Origin of the sequence: Micromonospora sp. NPDC005171 (genome assembly GCF_040608575.1) — a bacterium.
Lineage (GTDB): Bacteria > Actinomycetota > Actinomycetes > Mycobacteriales > Micromonosporaceae > Micromonospora.
The window spans coordinates 16038-42686 of sequence record NZ_JBEXIM010000021.1; the positions used below are offsets into that span (position 1 = coordinate 16038).

Consider the following 26649-nt stretch of genomic DNA (forward strand, 5'->3'; position numbering starts at 1 on the left):
AGACTCGAATCGGGCCAGCCGTCACGAGCGGTAGGCGAACGGGCGCCGCCGGGCGTACGGCGACATGTGGGATGGAGACGAACAGTGCCGGGAGTGCGCAACCTGACGCAGGTCGAGGCGACCGAGCGGGCACGCCTGCTCAACGTGACGGGGTATGACATCAGTCTGGACCTGTCCACCGCCGTGCTGGCGGCCGACGGCCGCACGTTCAGGTCGACGACCGAGGTTCGGTTCCGTTGCTCCGAACCGGGCGCGAGCACCTTCATCGAGTTGGCCGCCGAGTCGGTCCGGTCCGCGACGCTCAACGGCACGCCCGTCGACCTCTCCGACTGGTCCGCCGAGAAGGGCCTGACCCTGTCCGGGCTGGACAGCGACAACGTCCTGGTCGTCGAGGCCGACTTCGGTTACTCCAACAGCGGTCAGGGTCTGCACCGGACGGTCGACCCGGTGGACGGCGAGACGTACCTCTACAGCCAGTTCGAGACGGCCGACGCGCAGCGGGTGTTCGCCTGCTTCGACCAGCCTGACCTGAAGAGCGTCTACACCTGGCACGTCACGGTGCCGGCGCACTGGCGGGCGGTGTCCAACATGCCGGCGCAGCGTGAGGAGCCGGCGGGTGAGGCGCTCAAGACGCTGCACTTCGCCGAGTCGCCCCGGATGAGCACCTACATCACGGCGATGTGCGCCGGCCCGTACCACGAGGTGCGCGACGCTCACGACGGCATCGACCTGGGTGTGTTCTGCCGGGCGTCGATGGCGCAGTACCTGGACTCCGACGACCTGTTCCTGATCACCAAGCAGGGCTTCGACTTCTTCCACGAGAAGTTCGGCGTGCGCTACCCGCTGCCGAAGTACGACCAGCTCTGGGTGCCCGACTTCAACGCCGGCGCGATGGAGAACTTCGGCTGCGTGACGCACGCCGAGTCGCACTACCTGTTCCGCTCGCAGGTCACCGACTTCGAGTACGAGCAGCGGGCCAACACGATCCTGCACGAGCTGGCCCACATGTGGTTCGGTGACCTGGTCACCATGCGCTGGTGGAACGACCTGTGGCTGAACGAGTCGTTCGCCGAGTGGGCCAGCCACTGGTGCAACACGAACGCGACCCGGTTCACCGAGGCGTGGACGACCTTTCTGTCCATCCGGAAGAACTGGGGCTACCGGCAGGACCAGCTCTCCTCCACCCACCCGGTCTACACCGAGATGCCGGACATGGAGGCCGTGGAGGTCAACTTCGACGGCATCACCTACGCCAAGGGCGCGAGCGTGCTCAAGCAGCTCGTCGCGTACGTGGGTGAGGAGCCGTTCGTGGCCGGGCTGCGGGCCTACTTCGGCAAGCACGCCTGGGGCAACGCCACCTTCGACGACCTGCTCACCGAGCTGGAGGCGGCCTCCGGGCGGGAGCTGCGCAAGTTCGCCGCGCAGTGGTTGGAGACCGCGCAGGTCAACACGCTGCGGCCGGAGGTGACCATTGGGGCGGACGGCACGTACGAGCAGGTGCTGGTACGGCAGGAGGCGCCGGCGGCGTACCCGACGCTGCGCACGCACCGGATCGGCGTGGGCCTGTACGACCTGACCGACGGGCGGCTGGTCCGTCGGGAGCGGTACGAGGTGGACGTGACCGGCGAGCACACCGATCTCGCCCCGCTGCGCGGCGTCCGGGCGGCCGACGTGCTGCTGCTCAACGACGACGACCTCAGCTACACCAAGCTGCGCCTCGACGAGCGTTCGATGGCGACAGTGGTGCAGCACATCGGTGGCTTCGACTCGTCGCTGGCCCGTGCGCTGTGCTGGACCGCCGCATGGGACATGATCCGCGACGCCGAGCTGTCCGCCCGCGACTACGTGGCGCTGACGCTGAGCGGGCTGCCCGCGGAGACCGACATCAACCTGGTCACCGCCACCCTGAGGCAGGCGACCACAGCGCTCACCCTGTACGCCGACCCGGCCTGGGCGCCGACCGGCTGGGCCGACCTGGCGCGTACCGCCCGGGACGCACTCGCCGCCGCCGAGCCCGGCAGCGGGTTCCAGTTGGCCTGGGCCCGTGCGTTCACCTCGGCGGTCCGCTCCGAGGACGATCTGGCGACGCTGCGCGGTTGGCTGGACGGGACCGGCGTGCCGGCCGGGCTGACCGTCGACACCGAGCTGCGCTGGTCGGTCCTCGCCGCGCTGGTGGCCAACGGTGCCGCCGGCCCCGCCGAGATCGAGGCGGAGCTGAGCGGTGACCGCACGGCCAGCGGCGAGCGGGAGGCCGCGTACGCGCACGCGTTGATGCCGACTGCCGAGAACAAGGCCGCCGTGTGGGCCCTGCTCACCGGCCCGGACGCGCTGCCCAACTGGCGGCACCGGGCGCTGTTGCAGGGCTTCGCCCACCCGACGCAGGTGGAGCTGGTCGCCCCGTACCGGGAGCGCTACTTCGCGGCGGTCGGCCAGGTGTGGGCCACCCGGGACAGCGAGCCGGCCCAGGAGTTCGCCCAGCTGGCGTACCCGACCTACCTGGTGGAGGACGACACGGTGGCGGCCACCGACGCGTGGCTGAGCGGTGACGGGCACCCGGCCCCGCTGCGTCGGCTGGTGGCTGAGGGCCGCGACGGCGTGGTGCGGGCGCTGAAGGCCCGCGCTAAGGACGCTCAGAGCGCCTGAGCAGCGGTTGTCCGGCCCGGGGCCGGCGTGGGTGTACGCCCGCGCCGGCCCCGGCCTGTCAGTTGGAAGATCGTGCTCGAACATGGAAACAGGGGCCTCAGCCGCAGCCGAGACCCCTGTTTCCTGGATCGAGCACGATCATCGTGCCTGCCCGCACGTCGTCTGTGCAGCTCAGCCCTTGCCGGCGTGGCTGGCGAGCTGGTCGAGGCCGTTGATGATGCCGCCGGCCAGGTCACCGCCGCTGAACGCGCCGACCATGGAGAGCGCGGCCAGCTTGGCGTACGTGTCGGGGATGCGCTTGCGGGCGTACCGCCCGGTGATGATCTCCAGCTGACGCTGGTTGGGCGACACGGCGATCAGCACCGACTTGTCGGGCTCGGCGAGCTGACGGTGCAGCCGCTGGGCGTGCTCGCGGATCGGCTCGTCGAGACCGCCGACGAAGACCGAGAAGACCAGGCCGGTGCCCTGGTCGGCCAGGCGCAACGCCTCGTCGATGCGCAGCAGCTGGCGGGTCGAGAACGGCCCGTCGAGCACCTCGGGCGGATTTTCCGACCCGGCCTGCTTCTCACCAACGGTCACTTGCGCCTCCGGTTCCACCGGCCGGCGCCTCGACGCTGGCCTGCTCAAGCTTGTGGCTGGTCAGCGCGGGCGCCTGCGCCCCCGCCGTCAGCGCGGTGCCGGCCGAGTCGGCCAGCTGCTCCGGGCGGCCCAGGAACCAGACCGGAGTGAAGTCGAAGGGCCGGCCCGGCCGGTAGCGCTTGGCGCCACCGCCACCGCCGGTGGCACCCCCGCGGCTACCGGCGTACGACAGGCCGGCGATGACCAGCACCGCGGCCAACGGGATGCCGACGAAGACCAGCAACGTCTCGGTAACAGACAATCCCAACGCCCCCAGGCGGAAGAAGGACGACCTTGAACAACCGGGTCGGATGGACGCTCATGCTGGCGACCGCCCGACTCCGTCGCCATTCACGTTAGCGGAGTCGACGGCCCGCCAGATTGCGGGGTGCCGATCCCATCCGTCACTGGAGTTCTCCAGTTGCGCAGCGGTAGCGATAAGCCGCGCGTCGTCGCCGTACCGGCCGGTGAGCAGCACCCCGACGGGCAGGCCGTCGGTCGTGGTGCCCAGCGGCAGGGAAACGGAGGGATCGCCGGTGACGTTGAAGATGGCGCAGTAGGGCGAGAACCGGCGTTGCCTGTCGAAGTCGGCGGCCGGGTCCGCGTCCGCGCTGAACCAGCCGACGGGCGCCTGCGGAGTGGCCAGGGTGGGACAGAGGAGCAGGTCGCAGCCGGCGGTGCGGCGAGCGCCGAGGCGGACCTGCGCCTGCAACTCACCGAGGGTGGCGGCCAGCGCGCCGGCGGAGAGTTCGGCGCCCCGGGCGCGGAGCAGCCGGGTCAACGGCAGCAGCTCCGCCTCCCGGTGCGGAGGCACCGGGGCGAGCGCCAACACGTACCAGAGGTTCTCGAACAGCGGCCACGCCGCCGGCCCGAGCGGCGGCGGCACCTCGACCACCTCGTGGCCGGCCGCCGTGAGCAGCGCGGCGGCGGAGTCCACGGCGGCCACACAGTCGGGGTGCACCGGTTCGTCGGCGAGCATCGGCGTGGTGAATCGTCCGATCCGCAGCGGGCCGGGCGCGGCCCGACGCGCGACGGCCAGGTAACCGCCGGGCGGCGCGGGCGGCGGCAGGTAGGGCTCGCCGGGCACCGGGACGGCCATGACGTCGAGCAGCGCGGCGACGTCGGTGACCGTCCGCCCGAGCGGGCCACTCGTGGGCAGGCCGAACGCGCCGGAGCCGATCGGCCCTCCGGAGACGAGGCCCCGACTGGGCTTGTAGCCGACCAGGCCGCAGAGCGACGCCGGGATGCGCAGCGACCCACCGCCGTCGGACCCCTGGGCGACCGGGACCAGCCCGGCCGCGACGGCCGCCGCCGCGCCGCCGCTGGACCCACCGGCGGTGTACGCCAGTTGCCACGGGTTGCGGGCCGGCGGTGCGACCCGGCCCTCCGAGTAGAGCGAACAGCCCAGCTCGGAGGTGGTCGTCTTGCCCACACTGACCAGACCGGCGGCCTTGATGAACCGGACCACGTCGGCGTCGACAGGCGGGACGAAGTCGAGGAAGGCGGCCGAACCGAAGGTGGTACGGACCCCGGCGGTGAGGGTCAGGTCCTTGATCGCGGTCGGCACGCCGTGCAGCGGGCCGCGTTGCCCGATCGGCACCGCGTCGGCGGCGCGTGCGCCCTGCCGGGCGAGGTCCGGGGTGACGGTGACGAACGCGCCCACGGTGTCGCCGATCGTCGCCACCCGGCGCAGGGAGTGCTCGACCAGGTCGACGCTGGACAGCTCGCCGCGGGTCAGCGCGGCGGCCTGCTCCAAGGCGGTCAGGTCGTGCGGCTCGGCCATTCCGTCATCCTGCCGTTCGTCAGCCCTCGGCGCAGCCGACACGCGCTGGCGACCGGAAACGGACCAATTGGACGCCCCCACGCGGGCGTGGCCGATTCAGTCGCAGATCTTGGACAGTTTCCGTCCGCGGGGCGAACGGAAAGTGTCCAAGATCTACACACGCCCGGGCCCGGCGCTGTGCTCAGCCGTGCAGGAACCGTAGGGCGTTGGTGGACAGCAACTTGTCGCGTTGGTCGTCGGTGAGGAAGTCGGCCGCGTGGACCACAGCGCCGGCCGGCCGCTCGCCCAGCGGGTACGGGTAGTCGCTGCCGACAAGTACCCGGTCCTCCCCCACCGTGTCGACAAGCAGCCGCAGCGCGGGCGGCGCGAAGACCACCGAGTCGACGCTGAACCGGTCGAGGTAGCTGCTGGGCGGGCCGGCGGACGCGCCCCGGACCAGATCGCCACGGCGGTGCCAGGCGTTGTCGGCGCGGCCCAGCCAGAACGGGAAACTGCCGCCGCCGTGCGCGAAGCAGATCCGCAGCGTCTCGGGCACCCGGTCGAAGACCCCGCCGAGGATCATCGCCAACACCGACAGGTGCGTCTCGGCGGGCATCCCGGTGAGCCAACGGGCCATCCAGCGGTCCAGCCGGGGCCCGCCCGGCATGTCCCACGGGTGGACGAAGACGGGGGCGCCCACGTCGGCACAGTGCTGGAGGAAGGTGACCACGCCGGCGTCGTCCAGGTCCCGGTCGCCGACGTGGTTGCCGATCTCCACGCCCACGTGCCCGGCGGCCAGGCTGCGATCCAGCTCGGCGCACGCGGCGTCCGGGTCCTGGAGCGGCACCTGGCAGAACGGCACCAGCCGGTCACCTCCGGCCGCTGTGACTTCCAGGGTCAGGTCGTTGAAGACCCGGGCGACCTTCACCGCCTGGTCGGCCGGGCGGTCGTAGCTGAAGAAGACCGGGGTGGGCGAGACCACCTGCACTGCCACGCCGTCGGCGTCCATGTCGGCCAGTCGGCGCGACGCGTCCCAGCACTCGGCGCCGACCGGGCGGAACTCCGTCTCCCCCACCATGATCATGGCGGCGCGCTCGGAGTCGACCCGCAACCACGGCCAACCGGACCCGCCGCACGCCGCGCCGAGGTCCGGCCAACCCTTCGGTACGACGTGCGTGTGCACGTCGACGACGCCTGCGGGCATCAGCCCTTGCCCGGGTGCAGGGCGCCGCAGTTGGCGCAGGTTCGCGCCTGCTCATCTTCGTAGAACGCCTGGAACACCGGGGGCAGATCGGCGGCGATGTCGCGGACCTGCAACTCCACCTCGTGCACCTTGTTGCCGCACTCCGGGCAGTACCACTGGAACGTCTCCAGCGTGCCCTCCTCACGGACCCGCTCGACGACCACACCGATCGAGCCGGCCTCCGGCCGCTGCGGCGAGTGCGGGGTGTTGCGCGGCAACATCCACATCTGACCCTCGCGCACGTGCACCGTACGCGGCCCCTCCGGGGTGACCAGGTTGATGTGCATGTTGCCCTTGACCTGGTAGAAGAACTCCTCGTACGGGTCCACGTGGAAGTCGGTGCGCTGGTTGGGCCCGCCCACCACCATCACGATGAAGTCGTCCCCGCCGGGGAACATCTCCTTGTTGCCCACCGGGGGTTTCAACAGGTGCTGGTTGTCAGCGATCCAGCCCGGAAAGCTGAACGGCTCGGCGATCTCACTCACGACTGACCTCCCGAGGGAAGAAGGGCCACGGCCTGGATTTCGATCAGCAGGTGCGGGTGCGGCAGCTGGTGCACCGCCACCGTCGTACGGGTCGGCCCGGAGGCGTCGAAGAACTCCGCCCACACCTCGTTGTAACCACCGAAGTCGTTCATGTTGACCAGGTACGCCGTCACCTGGACCAGGTCGGTGAGGTCCGCGCCGACCGAACGCAGCAGATCCCGCACGTTCTCGATGACGGCCCGCGTCTGCACACGGATGTCGAGGTTGGTGGTGCCGAACCCGTCCACATCGACACCGGCGAAGGTGTTGTCCACGCGCCGCGACGACGTACCGGAGACGAAGACGAACCCACCGGCGACCTTGACGTGCGGAAAAGCGCCGCGCGGGACGGCCTTCCCGGCCACCACCCGGGCGGTCACGACGACGCCCGCAATGAGGCAGTGCCGAGCTTCTCGACGACGGCACGAACGTGGGCGCCGGGACGCAGCGGCACCGCCGCGGTGGCGGCACCGGCTAGGAAGACCCACCCGGACTCCAGCCGCACCCCGTGCCGGCCGGCCAGCCGGATGCCCTCGTCGAGCGCCCGGCGCGGGTCCCCGAGGATCGCCGCCGTGGAGCCGACCTGCGCCACCCGCCCGTCGACCTCCAGCAGGACGCCCAGGTTGTCCAGCCCCGCCGGCACCGGCGACCACGGCCCGATCACGAAGGCGGCGGCCGAGGTGTTGTCCGCGATCACGTCCGGCAGCGAGAACCGGAAGTCCGCGTACCGGGAGTCGATCAACTCGATGGCCGGGGCGACCGCGCGGACTGCCGTGGCGAAGTCGCCGACCGGCTCGCCCGGCTCGGGCAGCCGGTCCAGCAGGAACGCCACCTCCGGCTCGACCCGGGGATGGATGTACGCGGCCGGGTCCACGGCACCGCCGTCGGGCACCCGCATCGCGTTGGTGAGCCGCCCCCAGATCACCTCGTCCACGCCGACCTGGGCCATCTTCGCCCTGCTGGTCAGCCCCATCTTCAACCCGACCAACCGCTCACCGGCGTTCAGCCGGCGTTGCAGCAGCGCGGCCTGCACGGCGTACGCGGTGTCCACGTCGAGGCCGGTCTCGGCGGCGAGTTGCGGGATCGCGGTGGCCGTGTCGGCCGCCGCGCCCAGCTTGTCGGCGATCCCCGCGATGTCCACGCCGATCATGCTGCGCCACCCTTCGTTCGCGACTGCGGGGCTCGCAAGCCCGGCTCACTCCTCGCACTGACGGCCTCCCGGTCGGCCAGGTCGAGTGCGACGTCCACGATCATGTCCTCCTGGCCTCCCACCATCCGGCGGCGACCCAGCTCGACCAGGATCGACCGGACGTCCACGCCGTACTTCGCCGACGCCCGCTCGGCGTGCCGCAGGAAGCTGGAGTAGACCCCGGCGTACCCCAGGGAGAGCGTTTCCCGGTCCACCTGGACCGGCCGGTCCTGAAGTGGGCGGACGATGTCGTCGGCCGCGTCCATCAGCGCGAACACGTCACAGCCGTGCTTCCAGCCGTGCAGCTCGGCGACCGCCACGAAGACCTCCAGCGGTGCGTTGCCGGCGCCCGCGCCCATGCCGGCGAGGGAGGCGTCGACGCGGACGGTCCGGCCGTGCACCGCGTCCGGGCCGACCGGCGCAGGCCCGCTGACCCGGCCGTGCTCGACGGCGAGCACGCTGTTGGCGACCCCGAGCGACAGGTTGTGGTGGGCGTGGATGCCGATCTGCGTCTCCGGGGCGAGGACCTGCCGGTACGCGTCGACCCGCTGCGCCACGTCGGACATCAGCAACCGCCCGCCGGAGTCGGTGACGTAGACGCAGTGCGCCCCGTACGACTCCATGAGCTTGGCCTGCCCGGCCAGCCCGGCCGGGTCATTCATGTGCGACATCATCAGGAACCCGGCCACGTCCATGCCGTTCTCCCGAGCCCAGGAGATGTGCTGGGCGGAGATGTCCGCCTCCGTGCAGTGGGTGGCGATCCGGACGCTGGTCACCCCGAGCGCCTTCGCGGCCTTCAGGTCGGCGATCGTGCCGATGCCCGGCAGCAGCAGGGTGGTCAGCTTCGCCGTGGTGAGCACCTCGGCGGCTGCCGAGATCCACTCGGCGTCGCTGGCCGCGCCGTGGCCGTAGTTGACGCTCGAACCGGCGAGGCCGTCACCGTGCGCCACCTCGATGGCGGCCACCCCGGCGGCGTCCAGCGCGGCGGCGATGGTGCGTACCTGGTCGACTGTGTACTGGTGGGCGATGGCGTGCATGCCGTCGCGCAGCGTCACGTCCTGGATGTACAGGTCGGTCATGGCGCGGCCACCTCCGGAGAACGCAGGGCGACCAGCCGCTCCGCTGTGCGCAGCGCGGCGGAGGTCATGATGTCCAGGTTCCCGGCGTACGCGGGCAGGTAGTGCCCGGCGCCGGAGACCTCCAGGAAGACCGACACCTGCAGTGCGGTGAGCCGCCGACCGAACGTCGGCAGGTACGCCTCGACCCGGTCGAACTGCACGTCCTGCTTGAGTCGGTAGCCGGGGACGTACTCCTGCACGGCCGCCACCATCTCCGCGACCGAGGCGGCGATGGCCTCGGTGTCGGCGTCGGCGTCCGGGCAGAGGCAGTAGACGGTGTCGCGCATCAGCAGCGGCGGGTCCGCCGGGTTCAAAACGATGATCGCCTTGCCCCGCTCGGCACCGCCCACCACCTCGATGGCCCGGGCCGTGGTCTCGGTGAACTCGTCGATGTTGGCCCGGGTGCCCGGCCCGGCGGACTTCGACGCGATCGACGCGACGATCTCCCCGTACGCCACCGGGGTGACCCGGCGCACAGCGGCGACGATCGGAACGGTGGCCTGTCCGCCGCAGGTCACCATGTTGACGTTCGGTTCGTGCAGGTGCTCGTCGAGGTTGACCGGCGGCACCACGTACGGGCCGAGGGCGGCCGGGGTCAGGTCGACGACCGTGCGGCCGTGGGCGCGCAGCACCTCGTCGTGGCGTCGGTGCGCGCCGGCCGAGGTGGCGTCGAACACCAGCTCGACGTCGGCAAACTCGGGCATCGCGACGAGCCCGTCCACGCCGTCGGCGGTGGTGGCGACGCCGAGCCGGCGAGCGCGCGCCAGGCCGTCGGAGGCCGGGTCGATGCCGGCCATCGCCACCATCCGCAGGTCGCTACTGAGCCGCAACACCTTGATCATCAGGTCGGTCCCGATGTTGCCGGACCCGAGCACCGCCACACCGACGCTCATACCGACACTCCGCTTCGCTCCATGCCGTTCTGAGCGTTGACAAACCTGCACCGATGATTCGCTCGCTGACGCTCGCTCATGCTGATTCCCCTCGGGTGAAGGCCGTCCGTACCGAACCAAGACCGGAGATCCGGGCCTCGTACGCGGCGCCCGGGGTGACGGGCACCATCGGGCCGAGCGCCCCGGAGAGCACCACGTCCCCGGCGCGCAGCGGGTCACCGGCGCGAGCGAGGGTGCCGGCCAGCCACTGCAGGGCGTGCAGCGGGTTGCCCAGGCAGGCGGCGCCCGCGCCCACCGAGACCGGCTCGCCGGCGTGCTCCAGCACCATCCCGCACAGTCGCAGGTCGACGTCGGCGAGCCGGCGCGGCGTGGTGCCGAGCACGAAGAGCCCGCTGGAGGCGTTGTCGGCGACGGTGTCCACTATGGAGATGTCCCAGGCGGCGATCCGGGAGTCGACGATCTCGATCGCCGGCAGCACGTGGTCGACGGCGCGGATCAGGTCGACGGTGGTGAGCTGCGGGTCCGGAAGATCCTTGTCGAGCACGAAGGCGATCTCCGCCTCGACGCGGGGCTGGAGCAGCCGATCGATGGGCACCTCGACCCCGTCGCCGACCGCCATGGCGTCGGTCAGCATGCCGAAGTCCGGCTGGAACACCCCGAAGGTCTCCTGCACGGCCCGGGAGGTCAACCCGATCTTCGCGCCGACCCGGCGTTCGCCGCGGCCCTGCCAGGCCCGCGCCTGGAGCTGCTGCACCCGGTACGCGGCCTCGACGTCGCCCTCCGGCAGCAGTCGGCCCCGCAGCGGGGCGCAGGGCTTGCCGGTGCTGCGGGCGTCGGCCAGCTCCCGGTTGGCGGCCTCGATGTCAGCTTCCATGCCCGCTCCCTCGCTACGGCTCACGACAGGTCCACGCAGACGTTCGTGAGTTCGGAGTAGAAGTTCAGCGAGTGCACGCCGCCCTCGCGACCGATCCCGGACGCCTTCACCCCGCCGAACGGGGTGCGCAGGTCACGCAGGAACCAGGTGTTGACCCAGACGATGCCCGCGTCGAGCCGGACGCCGGCCCGGTGCGCGACGCCCACGTCCCGGGTCCACACGGTCGCCGCCAGGCCGTACTCGGTGCCGTTGGCGAGGGCGTACGCCTCGTCCTCGGTGTCGAACGGCGCGACGTGCACCACCGGGCCGAAGATCTCCTCCCGGTTGGTGCGGGCGTCCGGGCCGAGCCCGGTGAGCACCGTCGGCTGCACGTACGACCCGCCGTCGCGGGTGTCGCCGAAGGTGGGCGTGCCGCCACCGGTGAGCACCTCGGCACCCTCGGTGCGGGCCAGCTCGTACGCTCCGAGCACCTTCGCCCGGTGCTGGTGGGAGATCAGCGGCATGGTGGCGGTGGCCTCGTCGGTCGGCCACCCGTACGCCAGCTCGCCGGCCCGCTTCGCCAGCCGGGCGGTGAACTCCTCGAAGACCGGGCGCTGCACATAGATGCGTTCGGTGCAGAGGCACACCTGCCCGCCGTTGGTGAAGCTGGACCGCACCGAGCCGGCCACGGCGGCGTCCAGGTCGGCGTCGGCGAAGACCAGGCCGGCGTTCTTGCCGCCGAGTTCGAAGCTCACCGCCTTCACCCCGTCGGCCGCGGCCCGCATGATCGCGCCGCCGGTGGCCGACTCGCCGGTGAAGGTGATCGCGTCGACGCCCGGGTGGCGGGTGAGGTGCTCGCCCGCCGAGTCCGGTCCGAAGCCGTGCACCAGGTTGAACACCCCGGCCGGCACGCCGGCGGCGGCCATCACCTCGGCGAGCAGCGTCGCCGAGGCGGGAGTCTCCTCGCTGGGCTTGACCACGACGGCGTTGCCACAGGCCAGCGCCGGAGCCACCTTCCAGGTGAGCAGCAGCAGCGGCAGGTTCCACGGCACGATGACCGCGACCACGCCGACCGGCTTGCGCAGCGCGTAGTTGAGCGCCCGGCCGCCGGTCGGGGTGACCGTGGTGAACGACTCGGTGGGGGCGGTCGCCACGATCTCCGCGAACGCCCGGAAGTTCGCCGCGCCACGGGGGATGTCCAGTGTGCGGGCCTGGGCGATGGACTTGCCGGTGTCGGCGACCTCGGCGGTGACCAGGTCGTCGAAGCGGCGCTCCAGCTCGTCGGCGACCCGGCGCAGCACCTCGGCGCGCTCGCGCTCCCCCATCCGGCCCCACGGCCCCCGCAGCGCCGCCCGGGCGGCGGCCACCGCGTCGTCCACAGTGGACTGCGACGCCTCGTCCACCTCGAAGACCTGCTCCCCGGTGACCGGACTGGCCTTGGTGAACGTCGTCCCGCCGTCGACGAACTCGCCGTCGACGAAGTTGCGCAACCGTTGCGGGCCACCCGGCGCGTGGCCAACCATCAGTCGTGCATCCCAGTTGCCGGTCATCCGCGCCTCCCTCGGCTCAGTGCCGCGCCGATCGCGCCGACCAGCAGCAGCGCGGCCCCGCCGACGACCGCCCCGAGCACCCGGTGCTGTCGGCGCACCCGGCGGCGAACCTCCGCGTACGGGGTGGTGGAGAACGACACCAGCTCGTACTGGGAAACGTACCGGCCGGGCAGGGCCCGTTCCAGTGCGTGCTCCACCCGCCGCCGGGTCTGGAAGACCGGGGAGGCGACCTTGTCCCGCATCTCCACGAAGTTGGTGAGCGCCATCGTGGCGATGGCCTCGGCGTTCTCCTGTCGACGCCGCTGGAACAGCGGCAGCGCCGCCAACCAGTCGTCGGCGCACTCGTCCAGGCAGCGGTCCAGCTCCACCACGTCCTCGAAGGCGCAGTTGGCGCCCTGGCCGTAGAACGGCACGATGGCGTGGGCGGCGTCGCCGAGCAAACCGACCTTCCCGTTGACCTGCCAGGGGGTGCAGCGCACCGTGCCGAGCACGCCCACCGGGTTGTGCTGGTAGTCGTCGACCAGGTTCGGGGCCAGCGGCACCACGTCCGGGTAGTGCTCGGTGAAGTGCCGTTCGATCTCCGCCGGGCTGGTCAGCGAGGCGAAGCTGCCGGCACCGTCGTTGGGCCAGAACAGCGTGCAGGTGAAGGAACGGTCCGGGTTCGGCAACGCGATCATCATCGAGGTGCCGCGCGGCCAGATGTGCAGCGCGTCCGGATCCAGTGCGAAATCCCCGCCCAGCGGCGGAATCGTCAGCTCCTTGTAGCCGTAGTCGAGGAAGTCGACACTCTCGTCGAGCAGCCCGTACGCCAGCAGTTGTCCGCGCACCGCGGAGCCGGCGCCGTCGGCACCCAACACGACCGACGCCTTCGCCGCGACCGGGCCCTGCGGGGTCTCGAAGCTCATCGAACCGTCGGTCGGGTCGAGCCCGACCAGCCGGTGATCGAAGACGACCCGCACCCCGGGCAGCGCGGTGGCCTCGTCCAGCAGGGCGTTGTTCAGCGCACCCCGGCTGATCGAGTTGATCGCCCGGTCACCGGCCGCGCTGTAGGACTGGAACTGCTGCTCGCCTTCGACCGGGTGGATCATCCGGCCGCGCATGGGCAGCGCGTCGGTCATCACCTGCTCGGCCAGCCCGATCCGGCGCAACGCGTCCAGGCCGCGCTCGGAGAGCGCCAGGTTGATCGAGCGACCGCGCTCGGCGGTGCCGGCGCGCGGGTCGGGGCGACGCTCGTAGAGGGCCACCGGGTAGCCCCGCCGGGCCAGGAAGCAGGCCGCCAGGCAGCCGGCCAGCCCGGCACCGATGATCGCGATCTCGTCGCGTCGCGCCGTCATGCCGCCACCTGCCCGACGGTGGACGCCAGCGCGGCAGCCGCACGCCAGCAGTCGAGATACGTGGAGTACAGCGGCACCGGGGCGAAGCGGACCACGTCCGGTTCGCGGGCGTCCGCGATGACCCCGTGTTCGTACCGTAGGCGTTTGGTCAGCTCCGCGGCGCTGCCGGAGCCGATGCGCAGGGAGAGCTGGCAGCCACGCCGGGCCGGGTCGCGCGGGGTGACCACCCGCAGCGGCCGACCGACGGTCACCTCGTCGAACAGCGACTCCAGCCAGCCGGTGAGCCGCTGGCTGCGGGCACGCAGCGCGGTCATCCCCACCGCGTCGAACAGCTCCAGCGAGGTACGCACCGGGCCCATCGCGAAGATCGGCGGGTTGGAGATCTGCCAAGCCTCCACAGTGGCCGGTGGCCGGGACACCGGCGTCATCTCGAACCGGGTGGCCGCGGCGGTGCTCCACCAGCCCTCGAACCGGGGCAGGTTCTCGTCGCCGAGGTGCCGCTCGTGCACGAAGACACCGGCCAGGGCACCCGGGCCGGAGTTCAGGTACTTGTAGGAGCACCACGCGGCGAAGTCGACGTCCCAGTCGTGCAGGGCCAGCGGCACGTTTCCGACCGCGTGGGCCAGGTCCCAACCGACCACCGCGCCGGCGGCCCGGCCGGCGGCCGTGATCGCCGGAATGTCCAGCAGCTCGCCGGTGAGGTAGTTGACCCCGCCGAGCAGAAGCAGCGCCACCCGGTCACCCTCGGCTGCCAGGTAGTCGGTCACGTCCTCGGTGCGCAGGGCGTCCTCACCCGCGCGCGGACGCAACCGGACCACGGCGTCGTCCGGGTCCAGGCCGTGGAACCGTGCCTGGCTGCGCACGGCGTAGCTGTCCGAGGGGAACGCGGCGTCCTCGATGACGATGCGGGTGCGCGCGCCGGCCGGTCGGTAGAAACTCACCATCAGCAGGTGCAGGTTGACAGTCAGCGAGTTCATCACCACGGCCTCCGCGGGCCGGGCGCCGACCAGTCGCGCGGCCGGCCCGGTCAACAGCTCGTGGTACGGCAGCCAGGGGCGTTCCGCCTCCAGGTGCCCCTCCACGCCGAGCCGCCCCCACGCGTCCAGGTCGGCCAGGAGTTCGTCGCGGGTGGCCCGAGGCTGCAGCCCGAGCGAGTTGCCGGCCAGGTACGCCGACTCGGGGTGGTCGCCGCCGTCGGCCGGCGGCACGTGGAACAGGTGCCGGTGGCCGGGGTCCGCCTCGTCCCGACGCCGCGCTTCTTCTTGAGGGGTGTGCATGTCTCGCTCTCCAGGTCACATCGCGGTGCGGGCCGACCACAGCTCCGGGAAGACCACCCGGGACATGCTGCGTTGCAACCACGCCAGGCCGGCGGAGCCTCCGCTGCCGACCTTGGCGCCCATCGTCCGCTGCACCGCCTTGACGTGGTTCCAGCGCCAGTCGCCGAACTCCTCGGCGACAGCGCTCAGCGCCTCGCCGAGCAACCGCAGGTGGTTGTCCGGGCTGGCGTCGTCGTAGATCCGTACCCAGGCCGCCTCGACCAACGCGTGCGGGTCGTGTTCGACGGCCACGTCCCGGTCGAGCAGGTCGGCGGGAAGGTCGAAGCCACGCCGGGCGAGCAGCGCGAGCACATCGTCCCAGAGGCTCGGAGTGGCCAGTGCGGCGCTCAACTCGGCGTGCACCTCCGCCTGCCGGCGGAACGGGCGGATCAGCGTCGGGTCGCGCAGCCCGAGCAGGAACTCCAACTGCCGGTACATCGCCGACTGGAAGCCGGATGCCTCGCCGAGCAGGTTGCGGAAGCGGTTGAAGTCGGCCGGGCTCATCCAGCGCAGACCCTGCCAGGCTGCGTTGAGCCCCTCCAGGTGCAGCTTGGCCCGGCCCAGCGGGGCCAGCGCCTCCCAGATCTGGTCGGTGCGGATCAGCCGCTGGGTTTCCCGCAGCTCGTGGCAGGTCAGCCCGAAATACAGCTCCATGATCTGGCTGACCATCAGGAAGGACATCTCGCCCGGGTCGCTGCTGAGCGGGTGCTGCATCTTGTGCAGGGCGCTGGCCTGCACGTACGCGTCGTACGGCACCATGTCGGCGAACTCCAGGGTCGGCTCACCGCCGGTGCGCGCCGCCTGCGCCGCACGCTGCCCGGGGGTCACCGGTTGCACCGTGGCACGGCGGTTCGGCGCCCGCCGCTCCGTCTGATCCACCATCTCGTCTCCCTCCCCCGGACTGGCCGACGTCATGATCCCGCGGTCGGATCGGCCTGCGGAATGCCGAATCAACGGCTCTCGCCGCCTTCTCCTGGCAAACCAAAGGCAACTAGGCGAAGTCGGTTCACGAAAGTAAGGTCTGAGCGTGGACGACATGGACTGGGCGCTGCTGCGCGAGCTGCAAACCGACGCGCGGCTCTCCTTCAGCGAGTTGTCCCGGCGGGTGCACCTGTCGCCACCGTCGGTCGCCGAGCGGGTCCGCCGGCTGGAGGAGGCCGGGATCATCACCGGCTACCACGCCCACGTCGACCTCAGCCGGGCCGGCCGGACCGTTGTCGCGCTGATCCGGATGTCCTGCTACGGCGCGCGATGCATCCTGCACGACCCGGCGGTGGCCGACTGGCCGGAGATCCTGGAGATCCACCGGATTACCGGGGACGCGTGCAGCGTGCTGAAGGTCGCGGCCGGCTCGATCGGTGCGTTCGAGGGGGTCATCGACCGTCTCGCCCCGTACGGCCAACCGTCGAGCACGATGGTCCTCTCCTCCCCGCTGAACTGGCACCCCGTCACCCCCCTCCCCGCCGCCGGGCCCATCCCCCGCCCGCGCTGACCCCGACCACCCTGCGGGTTTGCCCCCGCGCCAGCGGGAAAGCATCGCGCGTGCCCAGGGGAGGGTTCCGGCGGTCGTCGCCGGTTGGGGGGAAATCATGCAGGCAATCCGCACGATCAACCGCGCGCTCTCGTCCGCACTGATACTGGTGGGGCTGGTTGGGGCGTTCGTCCTGTTGTCCGTCGCACCGGCGCGAGCCGGCGAGAACGTCTTCGTCGAGGTGACACCCAACAGCGCCCAGGCCGGCAGCCGAGTCAGCATCAAGGCGAGCTGCGACAACGACAACAACAACCGACAGTCCAACGTGCACTCCGACGCGTTCGGGAACGTGATGCTCAAACCGGACAGGGGCTTCCTGACCGGGCAGGTCACCATTCCGCGGGACAAGCCGGCCGGTGACTACCCGGTCGACCTGCGCTGCGAGAACGGCCAGACGTCGTCGACCACACTGACCGTGCTGAACATGGCCTCACCCAGCAAGGGGCCGGCGACCGGCGGCGGTGGAATGGCCGGCGGTCCCGGCACCGGCTCGCTGCTGGTGCTCGGCGGCGTGGCACTGGTGGCCACCGCGATCGTGCTCGGGATGGCCGGCGGCCGACGTCGATCGGGAGCCGGCTCCTGAGCCGGATCACCCATGACCCGCAGATCCGCGCGTGCGCGGCCGGACCGTCGCGCCCGCTTCCGGGCCGGGCCGGCGCTGCGCGCGTCGGGCCGGCTGGTGGCCCGCGTCTCCGGGCGGCTGCGCAGGGTCGCCGGGCAGGCCGTGTCGGCAAGCGTCACCACCACCGATCCGGCCGCCCGCCCGCTGCCGCCGAGGCAGCCGGCCGGGCCGCAGTCGGCGCGACACCGTTTCGGCGCGAGCCCCGGGTTGCCGGTGCTGGCCATCGCCGCGCTGATGGTGCTGATCGTGGCGATGCTCGGCGTCGAGCAGGTGACCGGGGTGAGTCTGCTGCCGGACCGGCTCAGCGCCGGCCTACGGCCTCCGCCGAAGAAGTTCCCGGTGCTGCCGGCCAGCCATCCGACCAGCCTCACCATCGAGAAGATCGACCTACAGGCGCCCGTACACGACGTGGGCATCGCACCGGACGGCACGATCGCCGTGCCGGACGCCGCCCGCGCCCAGGAGGCCGGCTGGTACGACCAGGGGCCCACCCCCGGCCAGTACGGCCCGGCCGTGATCGTCGGGCACGTCGACACCACCAGCGGACCGGCGGTCTTCCACAAGCTCCGCGAGCTGCGCTCCGGTGACGAGATCGAGGTCACCCGCACCGACCAGCGGGTGGCGGTCTTCGAGGTCAACTCGGTGGAGAAGTTCGACAAGGGCCGACTGCCGGTGGACGAGGTGTACGGCGACTTCAGCCGCCCGAGCCTGCGCCTGATCACCTGCGGTGGCCAGTGGGTCGGCGGCGAGACCGGCTACGCGGACAACGTGGTGGTCTTCGCGTCGCTGGTCAAGGCGCGTTCAGGGTGAGGGCGGGCAGATTGGAGCTACGGGTCAGTTCTGGCCTGGGCTTGCCACGGGGAACCCTGCGGCCTTGGCACAGTCGAGCAGTCGCCGGTCGTAACTGACGAATGCGATAAGTGTCGTTCCGGACTCGTTTGTCAGAACCTGGGCCGTGGCAAGGTGGATGGCGTCGAGGCTGCGTAGCGCCGGCTCGGCGAACGCAGCTGCTGTCGCGCGGACAGTGCTGTCGATCTCCAGCCGGAAGAGGCGTCCGACGGCAGCCGGCACTCCGATCAACGCTTGGGGGGCTGATCGGCGTAGGGCTCTGGGCACCTCGACCTCGACGAGGGCGGAGGAGGCCAGCGGGACGTCTCCGTGGCTGTTGAGCCAGGAGACGAGGTCAGCACTGCATTCCTCCTGCCGAACCAGCTTGACGACGGCGGCGGAGTCGAGATAGATCACCAGCGCTCCTCGTCCCGCATCTCGGCGAGCGTGGCGGCAGCGTCCACATCCTCAGCGCCGAGCTTGGGCGGAAGCGGGACAGGACCACCGCCGGTTGGAGCGACTGCCCGCCCCGCCGCCACAAGCTTGGCCAGCACTGACCTGTCGTCGCTGACCGGAACGAGTCGGGCGACGGGGCGCCCGCGATCGGTGATCTCGACCGTCTCGCCACCACTCACCCGAGCCAGGACCTGACTCGTGTTCTGGTTCAGCTCTCGGACCCCGATACGCTCCACGAACACAGTGTAGAACTAAATGTTCTACACTGCGAGCCTATTCACCTCGTATCGAGAAGACGGCGGCCAGTGAGTCGGTGACGAGACCGGCTACGCGGACAACGTGGTGGTCTTCGCCTCGCTGGTCAAGGCGCGCTCCGGCGGCTGAGCGGCGTCGACGTATTCGGCGAGCCGGGCAGCACCGGTGAGCATGGCCCGGCCTCGCTCGGTGAGCCGTTGCCGCCACTGGCGCAGCGACGCGGCGAGCGGTTCGGCACCGCCGGCGTCGCGCACTCGACGCAGCACGCCGGCGATGTGGTCGAGCCGGTACCCGCCGCGGCGCAACAGGTGGGCGAGTTCGGCGTCACGGACGTCGTCGGGCAGGTAGAGCCGGTAGTGGGTCACCGGATCACGTACCGGTCGCAGCACCCCCGCCCGCTCCCACTTGCGCAGCGTGGCCGGCTGTAGACCGAGCCGGTGAGCCAGCACGCTGATCGGGACGGCCTTCTGGCTCTGCGGTTGGGGGCTCGTCCCGGTGAGCGTCGCCACCGCCGTCTCGACCGCGTCCAGGGTCTCCCGATCGCGCTGAAGGAGGGCATGGCCCTGGTCGATGGTGCGCATCGCCGTGTCGATCTCGCCCCGGTTGACGGCCCGCATGATCTCGCCGCTGGCCGCGTAGCCGTGGCCCGTGAGCAAAGCGAGGTAGGCACGCAGCGCCTTGACGTGCAGCTCGGTGAAGCGCCGGTAGCCGTTCGGGGTGCGCTGGGCCGGAGGCAGGACGCCGTCTCGTTCGTAGTTGCGCACGGCCTGCGCGGAGAGGCCGTGGGCGCGCGCGAGATCCACCGGTCGGCGTACCACCGGGTTTGAAGGTTTCGTGGCCGTCACCGCGCTCCGCCGCTCGCAAGTCTCAACCGCTGGTTCAACGATACGGTTCATGGAATGCCATCTTTTCTCGACCTGCTGGCGGTGTCCCCGGACCTGCTCGCGCTCGGCGAACCGACGCACGGTGAATCCGCCTTCCTCCAACTCCGCAACGAAGCCTTCCTGTCGCTGACCGAGCACGGCTACCGCTCGATCGCCGTGGAGAGCGACCGGGCGGCCGGACTGATCGCCGACGACTTCGTGCAGGGCGCCGCTGCCGTGACCCTCGACCGTGCGCTCAGCGAAGGGTTCAGCCACGGATTCGGGGCGGCCCCGGCCAACCGCGACCTCCTGCTGCGCATGCGGGAGTGGAACGCCGGACGGCCGGTCGCCGAGCGCCTGACCTTCCACGGCTTCGACGCCCCGGTGGAGTTGGAGAGCGCCCCGAGCCCGCGCCACCACCTCAACCAGGTCTGCCACTTCCTCGACCTGGACCGGTCAGCCGAGATCGACGACCTGATCGGGGCCGAGGCGCGGTGGAGTGACACGGCCGCGATCTGGGAACCGGGCCGATCGGTCGGGCGCTCCACCGACGCCCAGCGACTGCGGGTGCTCGCCGACGACCTGCTGACCGAGTTGTACCTGCGGGCGCCGGGCAGATCATCCGGCTGGTCGGCGGCGTTCGTGCACGCCACCGCCGCTATCGCATTGCTGCGCTACCACGCCGCGGCCGCCGCACCACTTGCCCAGGAGGAACGCTTCGCCCGCCTGGCCGCGGTCCGGGACGCGCTGATGGCCGAGAACCTGCTCGCGATCCGATCGGCCGAGGCACACCGAGGGCCCACCCTGGTCTTCGCGCACAACACGCACCTCCAGCGCCACCTGAGCACGATGAGGCTGGCCGACACGGAGGTGTCCTGGGCCGGTGCCGGCGCGATCATCGCGTCGCTGCTGGGCGACCGGTACGCGGTGATCGCCGGCAGCCTCGGCGCAAGCCCGGCACTCGGCATCGGGCCGCCCGCCGCCCCGACCTACGAGGGCAGACTCCAGCAGGAGACCAACCTTCCCCGGTACCTGCCGGCGTCCGACGTCGCGGTGGCCGAGCAGCGGACGCACGACTACCGCTATTTCCCGCTCAACCAGGCCACCATCGAACACGCCGACGCGATCCTGCACGTTCCGACGGGTGTCGACGCGGCAGTGCTCGCCGATCGGATCACCGCGCTACCCGGCGTCGAGCAGCTCGTGGCGAGCGAGGAGAACGGATCACCCGAGGCGGCCTGGGGCGACCGGTTCTTCTTCGTCGGCCCGGACCGCCGCCAGCCGTTCGCCACCATCGTCGAGCACGACGTGCCCGGCTTCGACGAGGCCGCGCAGCTTGACCGCCCCGGCGTCTTCCGCCTCAACCTGGACCTGGGCCGGGCCGAGTTCGAGCGGCGGTTTGGCTTCCCGCCCAAGGCATTCGAGGAGCACCGGCACGAGTTCGACTTCGCCCGACTGGACACCCTCGTACCGCACCCGGGCTACGCCCAGTACGGCTTCGCCAGCATCGTCATGCCCGGTCCGCACCTGCTGCCCGAGATCGACCGGCTCATCGCGATCGCGCACGGCCGAGCAGTCGACCGCCACGAACGCGCAGCGCGCCGGGCGAACAATCCGCAACCCGGAGCCTGACCACGCCCTCCGGAGTCAGGCAGCAGCCTCGGGCTCCCGCAGGTCCAGCCAGTCCGCCCAGCGGGGGTCGGGGGCGCGGTGACCTAGCACCCGCCAGGCGGTGCCCTTCGGGGCGGCCGGCAACGCGTGTAACCGCCACCCCATCTCGGCCGGGGTCTTGTCGCCCTTGGTGTGGTTGCACCGGGCGCACGCGGCGACCACGTTCTCCCAGGCGTGCCGGCCACCCCGGCTGCGCGGGAAGACGTGGTCGATGGTCTCGGCCGGGCCCCGGCAGTAGGCGCACCGCCACCCGTCGCGGGCGAAGATCGCGCGCCGGGACAGCCCGACATGTGTTCGGTACGGCACCCGGACGAACCGCGTCAGCCGGACCACGGACGGCACCGGGAGCGCGTCCCGGGCGCTGTGCAGGATGCCGTCACCATCTGCGACGCAGACCGCCTTGGCGGAGAGGACGAGGATCGCGGCGCGACGCACCGACACGACACACAGCGGCTCATAGGTGGCGTTGAGGACCAGCGCGCCGGAGCCCACCGTGGGTCGTATGTCAGGCATCGCGCTCACCCTCCCGGTTCAGCGGCTGCTGGGGACCGCCGTCGACCGGGGCCGGGCACAACGGCCCACACGGTCGACGCCGGGCCGATCACCGACGTCCGTTGCGCCAATAGTCCCTGATCGGACCCCGGATTGCACGTACTAATCTCTCTTCTGGTAAGCGGATCACCCATGCCCGGTTGGGTAGCTGTGCCAGTGGCCGTTGACTCCTATGGTCACTGGCATGATCGACAGACTGTCCGCTGCCACCGTGCGCCACCGGCACGTCGTCCTGGCTGTTGGGCTTCTCCTGGGCTGCGTGACCGCCGCAGCCCCGGGGTCGCCCACCGGGGGGACGCGTCTGTTGTTCCTCCTCTCCCTGGTGGCCCTGGTCCTGGCGGTGGTCGTCATGGGGGTCCGTCCGGCCTACTTCGTGGTGCAGCCGCAGATCCCGGCCTTCTCCACACCCGGGCCCGCCTGGACGGTGTTCTTCGCAATGGGCTATCTCGGGCCCGCGTCCGCCTGCCTCGGCGCGCTGGTGCGCTCGATCAGACAGGACACCCTGTCGACGTTCGACCTGGTTTTCGATCTTCTCTGGTTGGTCCTGGCCGTGCTGGTCATGACGCGGGCGTGGCGGGGTCACGAGGTACGACTGCATCCGTCCGGGGTCCGGCAGACCTGGGCGTTGGGCTCGCTCACCGTGCCGTGGGAGGCCCTGCTGGCGCCGCCGATCCCCTCGGCCACCGACCGCCGTCCGTGGCTCCCGATGCGGATCACGGATCCCCAACTGGTTCGGCGGTACGGCGTTCCGCGCAGCCGGCGGGCGTTGCGGACGGACATCGTCGACCCCGGATTCCTCGCCGCGGTCATCGGGCACTACGTCACTCACCCCGAACACCGGGCGGCGATCGGTAGTCACGCCGAGTACGAACGGCTTCGCGCCGAGTTGCCCGGGAGAGGGTGAGCAACGAGCGACATTCCTGCCCCGCCAGTGGGGTCACCAGCCGGTGGGTCGGCGGCGGACGCTCGGGCTCCTTACGGTACGAAGACAGGGTGAGTGCCGCCAACGTGACGCCAATAGCCCTGCCCGACGCCGTCTCGGTGAACTGCCAGGGCAGCACCTCCTGCGAGTGGATCTACGACATCACCAGGTCGGCCTGGTTCGCCGAGGGAAGTTACTGGATCCTGCTCAAACCGCTTCGGGTGCTGCTGATCCTGGCACTGGCGATGGTGGCCCGTTGGGCACTGCACCGGACGATCAACCGGCTGGTTCGGACGACCACCGACGGTGCGGTGCCGACGATGCTGCGGCCGCTGCGCGAGCGGGTGCCCACCGCCGCGGTCGACCCGGCCGAGTTCGTACCCGAGCGGCGGCGGCAGCGGGCCGAGGCGATCGGGTCGGTGCTGCGCAGCCTGACCACCGCGTTCGTCTTCGGCATCGCGCTGCTGATGATCCTGCGCGAGTTCAGCTTCGACCTGGCGCCGCTGCTGGCCAGCGCGGGGATCGCCGGCGTCGCGCTGGGCTTCGGTGCGCAGAGCCTGGTGAAGGACCTGATCGCCGGCCTCTTCATGCTGATCGAGGACCAGTACGGCGTCGGTGACAACGTCGACCTGGGCGAGGCGATGGGCGTGGTCGAGTCGGTCGGCCTGCGGGTCACCACAGTGCGCGACGGCCGGGGTGTGCTCTGGTACATCCGCAACGGCGAGATCATCCGGGTGGGCAACAAGAGCCAGGGCTGGGCTCTCGTGGTGGTGGACCTGCCGATCGGCTTCAACAGCACCGAGGAGGCCACTGCGGTGCTACGGACCGCGGCCGCCTCGGTCGCGCTGGACCCGGAGCTGTCGCCGGAGATCGTGGAGGCGCCCGAGGTGCTGGGAGTCGAGCAGGTGACGGTGGACGGCGCGGTCATCCGCACGGTGGTGAAGACGACAGCGGACGGCCAGTTCGCGGTCGGCCGGGAGTTGCGTCGGCGTCTCGCGGAGGCGCTGGAGAACTCGGGAATCACCGCGCAGATCGCGGCCGCCCGCATCTATCCCGGCCTGTCGACCCGATCTTTGCCCGAGGGTGAGACCGGTCAGGGTGGTGCGACCTGACCCCGCGACACTGACCTGCGATTCAGGGGTCGCGAGCCGGCCGGCCCCTCGGGTATCGTCCGTTCGTTCAGTCGGGGAGGCGACGAACGACCCGTTCGACCTAGCTAGTTGTCAGACGATCGGGCAGAATCCGGAGCACGCGTTCCCACCAAAGCGTGATCACATCCTCGCTGATCCGTAGATCTGACGAGAGATTCCGGCCCGGCTGCCACGAGCGGTCGAGCCGGGGCCGATGGAGGCGACGGTGCCTGACGAGCGACCTTCCGCGGAAGGGCCCGCCACATTTCGCGAAGTGTTCGCCCAGCACGAGTTCCGGGCTGTGTTCGTGGCTGGCGCTCTCTCCTGGGTCGGCGACTATGTCGCGAAGGCCGCCGTCACCCTGCTCGTCTTCCAGCAGACCCGGTCCGTCGCGCTCTCCGCGGCTGCCTTCGCGGTCAGCTTCCTGCCCTGGCTGCTCGGCGGTCCCGTGCTCGCCGCCCTCGCGGAGCGGTACCCGTACCGGCGGGTGATGGTGGCGTGCGACCTCATTCGCATGGCGCTGATGCTGCTCATCGCCATTCCCAGCCTGCCGTACCAGGCGGTGCTGGTGCTCATCTTCGCCGCCACGTTGGCCAACCCACCGAGCCAGGCGGCGAAGTCCGCGCTGATCCCGCAGTTGCTCACCGGGGACCGACTGGTGGTGGGGCTGTCGCTGAACAGCAGCATCGGGCAGGCCGCCCAGGTCGTTGGGTACGTGTTCGGCGCCGCTGTCGCCGCGATCGACCCGGAGGTGGCGCTGCTGTTCAACGCGGCCACGTTCGGTCTCTCGGCGCTGCTGGTTCGCCTCGGGGTGCGCCACCGCCCGGCGGTGATGAACCCGGCGCACCGCAGCCACCTGCTGCGGGAGACCCGCGAGGGGTTCGGCATCGTCTTCCGTACACCAGTGTTGCGGGCCATCGCGGTTCTGGTGTTCAGCGCGATGCTCTTCTCGATCGTTCCCGAGGGGTTGGCCGCGGCCTGGGCCAACGACGAGAGCCGCGGCGCGCTGAGCGCGGGCACCGCACAGGCAGCGATCATGGTGGCGAACCCGGTCGGCTTCATCCTCGGTGGGTTGCTGGTGAGTCGCCTGTTCGGGCCGGCTCGCCGGCTGAAGCTGATGCGGCCACTCGCGGTGCTCGCCCCGTTGGTGCTCGTACCTGTGCTGTTCGATCCCCCGCCGTTGGTGGTCGCGCTGCTCGCCGCGCTCTGCGGGTTCGCGGTCGCCGGCATGATGCCGATGGCCAACGGGTTGTTCATCCAGACGCTGCCGAACGGGTTCCGGGCCCGCGCCTTCGGTGTGATGGCCACCGGCGTGCAGGTCATCCAGGGTTTCGCGGTGCTGGTCACCGGGGTGCTCGCCGAACGGTTCCCCATTCCCATCGTGGTCGGGGTGTGGAGCGCGGCCGGGGTGGCGCTGATGGCGGTGGCCACGCTGCGCTGGCCGGACCGGCAGACGGTGGACGACGCGATCACTGCCGCCTCGCGGGCCAACGCCGAGCCGCCGCCCTCCGAGCCCGACGGTCCAACCGGCGACGGCCCGGTGGGAGGCGCGTCCGACCCGCATGCGGGTGACGGCCACCGCCGGCACGCCGTCACCTGACCGTCGAGCCGACCTCGACACCAGCGGGCCGGCTGCCGGGCATTCGGGGGTGTCGACCCGGCGTGATCCGACCCACGCCGTGCGGGTCGGGTCGTGACCGGGCGCACCTGGCAGGATGGAACGGTGACTTCCGCAGGTGAATCCGACCGTCCCGGTGCGTCGATGACCCTCTTCGAGGCGGTCGGCGGCGAACCCACCTTCCGCAAGCTGGTCGACGAGTTCTACGCCGGTGTCGCCACCGATCCCCTGCTGCGGCCCATGTACCCGGAGGAGGACCTGGGCCCGGCCGCGGACCGGATGACCCTGTTCCTGATGCAGTACTGGGGCGGCCCGAACACCTACTCCGTCCAGCGCGGGCACCCGCGGCTGCGGATGCGGCACGCGCCGTTCCGGATCGGCGCGGCCGAACGGGACGCCTGGCTGCGGAACATGCGCCGCGCCGTGGACCGGCTCGACTTTGAGCCGGAGATCGCGGGCACACTCTGGGACTACCTGGAGCGGGCCGCGTACTTCATGGTCAACGTCGAGGACGACCCGGCCGGCGGCAGCTGACCCGTCCGACCCGGCGTGGGGTCAGAGCAGCGCGCCCTCGTCGTGCAGCCAGTCCACGAAGCTGGTGGCGACCGCCGCGCCGCAGTCGAGCATCTCGACCAGGAGCGCGTCGTGGGTGCCGGCGCCCAACGGCACCTGAAGCTCGGCGTAGATCGGCAGCTGACCGCGCTCGGTCGGGTCACCGATGTACGCCTTGCAGAACCGACGGGTGTGGTTCCACTCGTTGACCACCCGGTACGCCCGGTCGGCCCAGTCCGGCGGGACCGTGGCGTGCGGGCGTGCCCGCATGACCAGGATCTCGTCCTCCGGGCCTTCCAGGGTGACCAGCACGGCGTGCCGCTCCCACATCGCCAGCAGGTTGCCGTCGCCGTCGGCCAGGTAACGCACGTCGAGCAGATCGAGTGCGTCACAGATCCGGCGCAGATTCACCGGCTCGACGGTGGCGGGCATCTCGGTCAGCACGGGCCGCTCGTTGGACGGGCAGTCGTCCCCCGGCTGGCGAGGACTGGGCGGCCCGATCCGGACCGCGCTTTCGACTGTGGTCCCGCTTCGGGTTTCCGGATCGCCGCCGTCGGCGGGACCGGGGCGCCATGACCACCACGGCATCGCTCGCGCACCTCACTC

General features: G+C 71.1%; 28 protein-coding genes. 9 read left to right on the forward strand and 19 right to left on the reverse strand.

What is annotated here, in order from left to right; translation table 11 throughout:
- Positions 1-93 precede the first annotated feature (93 nt).
- Entirely contained in the window at positions 94-2643 is a 2550-nt protein-coding gene (gene pepN / locus ABZU74_RS22430; protein WP_355427053.1) for an aminopeptidase N, read from the forward strand.
- 171 nt (positions 2644-2814) lie between these two features.
- Here pepN and ABZU74_RS22435 read toward each other — a convergent pair whose 3' ends face one another.
- From ABZU74_RS22435 to ABZU74_RS22500, 14 genes are all read right to left on the reverse strand, one after another.
- Entirely contained in the window at positions 2815-3222 is a 408-nt protein-coding gene (locus ABZU74_RS22435) for a DUF5130 family protein (protein ID WP_355427055.1), read from the reverse strand.
- Complete coding sequence (locus ABZU74_RS22440; protein WP_112584149.1) at positions 3209-3505, reverse strand: hypothetical protein; 297 nt, start codon at positions 3503-3505, stop codon at positions 3209-3211. Before ABZU74_RS22440 ends, ABZU74_RS22435 begins: the two co-directional genes overlap by 14 nt.
- 75 nt (positions 3506-3580) lie before the next feature.
- Entirely contained in the window at positions 3581-5044 is a 1464-nt protein-coding gene (locus tag ABZU74_RS22445) for an amidase (protein ID WP_355427058.1), read from the reverse strand.
- A 181-nt stretch (positions 5045-5225) separates the two neighbouring features.
- On the reverse strand, positions 5226-6227 hold the full coding sequence (locus ABZU74_RS22450) for an amidohydrolase family protein (protein WP_355427061.1): 1002 nt from the start codon (positions 6225-6227) through the stop codon (positions 5226-5228).
- Positions 6227-6751 carry a 3-hydroxyanthranilate 3,4-dioxygenase gene (locus ABZU74_RS22455; protein WP_355427064.1) on the reverse strand — a complete coding sequence of 175 codons (525 nt, stop codon included), beginning with the start codon at positions 6749-6751 and terminating at the stop codon, positions 6227-6229. The genes ABZU74_RS22450 and ABZU74_RS22455 overlap by 1 nt, the downstream gene beginning before the upstream one ends.
- Positions 6748-7170 carry a RidA family protein gene (locus ABZU74_RS22460; RefSeq protein ID WP_355427066.1) on the reverse strand — a complete coding sequence of 141 codons (423 nt, stop codon included), beginning with the start codon at positions 7168-7170 and terminating at the stop codon, positions 6748-6750. The genes ABZU74_RS22455 and ABZU74_RS22460 overlap by 4 nt, the downstream gene beginning before the upstream one ends.
- Positions 7167-7940, reverse strand: coding sequence for a fumarylacetoacetate hydrolase family protein (locus ABZU74_RS22465; protein ID WP_355427069.1), 774 nt, complete (start codon positions 7938-7940; stop codon positions 7167-7169). The genes ABZU74_RS22460 and ABZU74_RS22465 overlap by 4 nt, the downstream gene beginning before the upstream one ends.
- The gene (dmpG, locus tag ABZU74_RS22470) at positions 7937-9058 is read right to left on the reverse strand and encodes a 4-hydroxy-2-oxovalerate aldolase (RefSeq protein WP_355427072.1); all 1122 of its coding nucleotides are present in this window, start codon (positions 9056-9058) and stop codon (positions 7937-7939) included. Before dmpG ends, ABZU74_RS22465 begins: the two co-directional genes overlap by 4 nt.
- Positions 9055-9990, reverse strand: coding sequence for an acetaldehyde dehydrogenase (acetylating) (locus ABZU74_RS22475; RefSeq protein ID WP_355427075.1), 936 nt, complete (start codon positions 9988-9990; stop codon positions 9055-9057). Before ABZU74_RS22475 ends, dmpG begins: the two co-directional genes overlap by 4 nt.
- A gap of 76 nt (positions 9991-10066) precedes the next feature.
- Entirely contained in the window at positions 10067-10864 is a 798-nt protein-coding gene (locus ABZU74_RS22480; protein ID WP_355427078.1) for a fumarylacetoacetate hydrolase family protein, read from the reverse strand.
- 20 nt (positions 10865-10884) lie between these two features.
- A complete protein-coding gene (locus ABZU74_RS22485) occupies positions 10885-12366 on the reverse strand; it encodes a 2-hydroxymuconic semialdehyde dehydrogenase (RefSeq protein ID WP_355427228.1) in 1482 nt (493 codons plus the stop codon).
- 23 nt (positions 12367-12389) lie between these two features.
- On the reverse strand, positions 12390-13727 hold the full coding sequence (locus tag ABZU74_RS22490) for an NAD(P)/FAD-dependent oxidoreductase (protein WP_355427081.1): 1338 nt from the start codon (positions 13725-13727) through the stop codon (positions 12390-12392).
- On the reverse strand, positions 13724-15004 hold the full coding sequence (gene kynU, locus ABZU74_RS22495) for a kynureninase (RefSeq protein WP_355427083.1): 1281 nt from the start codon (positions 15002-15004) through the stop codon (positions 13724-13726). The genes ABZU74_RS22490 and kynU overlap by 4 nt, the downstream gene beginning before the upstream one ends.
- A 15-nt stretch (positions 15005-15019) precedes the next feature.
- Positions 15020-15922 (reverse strand): tryptophan 2,3-dioxygenase family protein, encoded by a 903-nt coding sequence (locus tag ABZU74_RS22500; RefSeq protein WP_355427231.1) that lies wholly within the window; start codon positions 15920-15922, stop codon positions 15020-15022.
- Positions 15923-16070: 148 nt separating this feature from the next.
- On the opposite strand from ABZU74_RS22500, the gene ABZU74_RS22505 reads away from it, so the two are divergent.
- The 3 genes from ABZU74_RS22505 (at position 16071) to ABZU74_RS22515 (ending at position 18006) form a co-directional block, all read left to right on the forward strand.
- Positions 16071-16535 (forward strand): Lrp/AsnC family transcriptional regulator, encoded by a 465-nt coding sequence (locus ABZU74_RS22505; protein ID WP_355427086.1) that lies wholly within the window; start codon positions 16071-16073, stop codon positions 16533-16535.
- A gap of 97 nt (positions 16536-16632) precedes the next feature.
- The gene (locus ABZU74_RS22510; protein ID WP_355427089.1) at positions 16633-17157 is read left to right on the forward strand and encodes a hypothetical protein; all 525 of its coding nucleotides are present in this window, start codon (positions 16633-16635) and stop codon (positions 17155-17157) included.
- A gap of 75 nt (positions 17158-17232) precedes the next feature.
- Positions 17233-18006 (forward strand): class F sortase, encoded by a 774-nt coding sequence (locus ABZU74_RS22515; protein WP_355427234.1) that lies wholly within the window; start codon positions 17233-17235, stop codon positions 18004-18006.
- Between the two features lie 24 nt (positions 18007-18030).
- On the opposite strand, the gene ABZU74_RS22520 is transcribed toward ABZU74_RS22515, so the two are convergent.
- The 3 genes from ABZU74_RS22520 to ABZU74_RS22530 all read right to left on the reverse strand — a co-directional run bounded on the left by ABZU74_RS22520 (position 18031) and on the right by ABZU74_RS22530 (position 19538).
- The gene (locus ABZU74_RS22520) at positions 18031-18441 is read right to left on the reverse strand and encodes a type II toxin-antitoxin system VapC family toxin (RefSeq protein ID WP_355427092.1); all 411 of its coding nucleotides are present in this window, start codon (positions 18439-18441) and stop codon (positions 18031-18033) included.
- Positions 18438-18716, reverse strand: coding sequence for a type II toxin-antitoxin system prevent-host-death family antitoxin (locus tag ABZU74_RS22525; protein ID WP_355427094.1), 279 nt, complete (start codon positions 18714-18716; stop codon positions 18438-18440). Before ABZU74_RS22525 ends, ABZU74_RS22520 begins: the two co-directional genes overlap by 4 nt.
- 90 nt (positions 18717-18806) lie before the next feature.
- Complete coding sequence (locus ABZU74_RS22530) at positions 18807-19538, reverse strand: TioE family transcriptional regulator (protein ID WP_355427096.1); 732 nt, start codon at positions 19536-19538, stop codon at positions 18807-18809.
- A gap of 96 nt (positions 19539-19634) precedes the next feature.
- On the opposite strand from ABZU74_RS22530, the gene ABZU74_RS22535 reads away from it, so the two are divergent.
- Positions 19635-21230: a DUF6194 family protein gene (locus tag ABZU74_RS22535; RefSeq protein ID WP_355427099.1), complete on the forward strand. Its 1596-nt coding sequence runs from the start codon at positions 19635-19637 to the stop codon at positions 21228-21230.
- A 15-nt stretch (positions 21231-21245) separates the two neighbouring features.
- On the opposite strand, the gene ABZU74_RS22540 is transcribed toward ABZU74_RS22535, so the two are convergent.
- Positions 21246-21782 (reverse strand): HNH endonuclease, encoded by a 537-nt coding sequence (locus tag ABZU74_RS22540; RefSeq protein WP_030333470.1) that lies wholly within the window; start codon positions 21780-21782, stop codon positions 21246-21248.
- Positions 21783-22005: 223 nt separating this feature from the next.
- Between ABZU74_RS22540 and ABZU74_RS22545 the strand changes: the two genes are divergently transcribed.
- The 4 genes from ABZU74_RS22545 (at position 22006) to ABZU74_RS22560 (ending at position 26025) form a co-directional block, all read left to right on the forward strand.
- On the forward strand, positions 22006-22725 hold the full coding sequence (locus ABZU74_RS22545; RefSeq protein ID WP_355427102.1) for a hypothetical protein: 720 nt from the start codon (positions 22006-22008) through the stop codon (positions 22723-22725).
- Positions 22726-22838: 113 nt separating this feature from the next.
- Positions 22839-23855, forward strand: a complete 1017-nt coding sequence (locus ABZU74_RS22550; protein ID WP_355427236.1) for a mechanosensitive ion channel family protein — start codon at positions 22839-22841, stop codon at positions 23853-23855.
- Between the two features lie 232 nt (positions 23856-24087).
- Complete coding sequence (locus tag ABZU74_RS22555) at positions 24088-25473, forward strand: MFS transporter (RefSeq protein ID WP_355427105.1); 1386 nt, start codon at positions 24088-24090, stop codon at positions 25471-25473.
- Between the two features lie 123 nt (positions 25474-25596).
- On the forward strand, positions 25597-26025 hold the full coding sequence (locus ABZU74_RS22560; protein ID WP_355427107.1) for a globin: 429 nt from the start codon (positions 25597-25599) through the stop codon (positions 26023-26025).
- Between the two features lie 21 nt (positions 26026-26046).
- Here the strand turns inward: ABZU74_RS22560 and ABZU74_RS22565 are convergent, their stop codons facing one another.
- Positions 26047-26631 carry a YbjN domain-containing protein gene (locus tag ABZU74_RS22565; RefSeq protein WP_355427110.1) on the reverse strand — a complete coding sequence of 195 codons (585 nt, stop codon included), beginning with the start codon at positions 26629-26631 and terminating at the stop codon, positions 26047-26049.
- Positions 26632-26649: the final 18 nt, after the last annotated feature.

Excerpts from the sequence above, each read along its gene's own strand:
- ABZU74_RS22445 (WP_355427058.1), bottom strand. The coding sequence starts at position 5,044 with ATGGCCGAGCCGCACGACCTGACCGCCTTGGAGCAGGCCGCCGCGCTG.
- ABZU74_RS22450 (WP_355427061.1), bottom strand. The coding sequence starts at position 6,227 with ATGCCCGCAGGCGTCGTCGACGTGCACACGCACGTCGTACCGAAGGGT.
- ABZU74_RS22465 (WP_355427069.1), bottom strand. The coding sequence starts at position 7,940 with ATGATCGGCGTGGACATCGCGGGGATCGCCGACAAGCTGGGCGCGGCG.
- dmpG (WP_355427072.1), bottom strand. The coding sequence starts at position 9,058 with ATGACCGACCTGTACATCCAGGACGTGACGCTGCGCGACGGCATGCAC.
- ABZU74_RS22475 (WP_355427075.1), bottom strand. The coding sequence starts at position 9,990 with ATGAGCGTCGGTGTGGCGGTGCTCGGGTCCGGCAACATCGGGACCGAC.
- ABZU74_RS22480 (WP_355427078.1), bottom strand. The coding sequence starts at position 10,864 with ATGGAAGCTGACATCGAGGCCGCCAACCGGGAGCTGGCCGACGCCCGC.
- ABZU74_RS22485 (WP_355427228.1), bottom strand. The coding sequence starts at position 12,366 with ATGGTTGGCCACGCGCCGGGTGGCCCGCAACGGTTGCGCAACTTCGTC.
- ABZU74_RS22490 (WP_355427081.1), bottom strand. The coding sequence starts at position 13,727 with ATGACGGCGCGACGCGACGAGATCGCGATCATCGGTGCCGGGCTGGCC.
- kynU (WP_355427083.1), bottom strand. The coding sequence starts at position 15,004 with ATGCACACCCCTCAAGAAGAAGCGCGGCGTCGGGACGAGGCGGACCCC.
- ABZU74_RS22510 (WP_355427089.1), top strand. The coding sequence starts at position 16,633 with ATGCAGGCAATCCGCACGATCAACCGCGCGCTCTCGTCCGCACTGATA.
- ABZU74_RS22535 (WP_355427099.1), top strand. The coding sequence starts at position 19,635 with ATGCCATCTTTTCTCGACCTGCTGGCGGTGTCCCCGGACCTGCTCGCG.
- ABZU74_RS22540 (WP_030333470.1), bottom strand. The coding sequence starts at position 21,782 with ATGCCTGACATACGACCCACGGTGGGCTCCGGCGCGCTGGTCCTCAAC.
- ABZU74_RS22545 (WP_355427102.1), top strand. The coding sequence starts at position 22,006 with ATGATCGACAGACTGTCCGCTGCCACCGTGCGCCACCGGCACGTCGTC.
- ABZU74_RS22555 (WP_355427105.1), top strand. The coding sequence starts at position 24,088 with ATGGAGGCGACGGTGCCTGACGAGCGACCTTCCGCGGAAGGGCCCGCC.
- ABZU74_RS22565 (WP_355427110.1), bottom strand. The coding sequence starts at position 26,631 with ATGCCGTGGTGGTCATGGCGCCCCGGTCCCGCCGACGGCGGCGATCCG.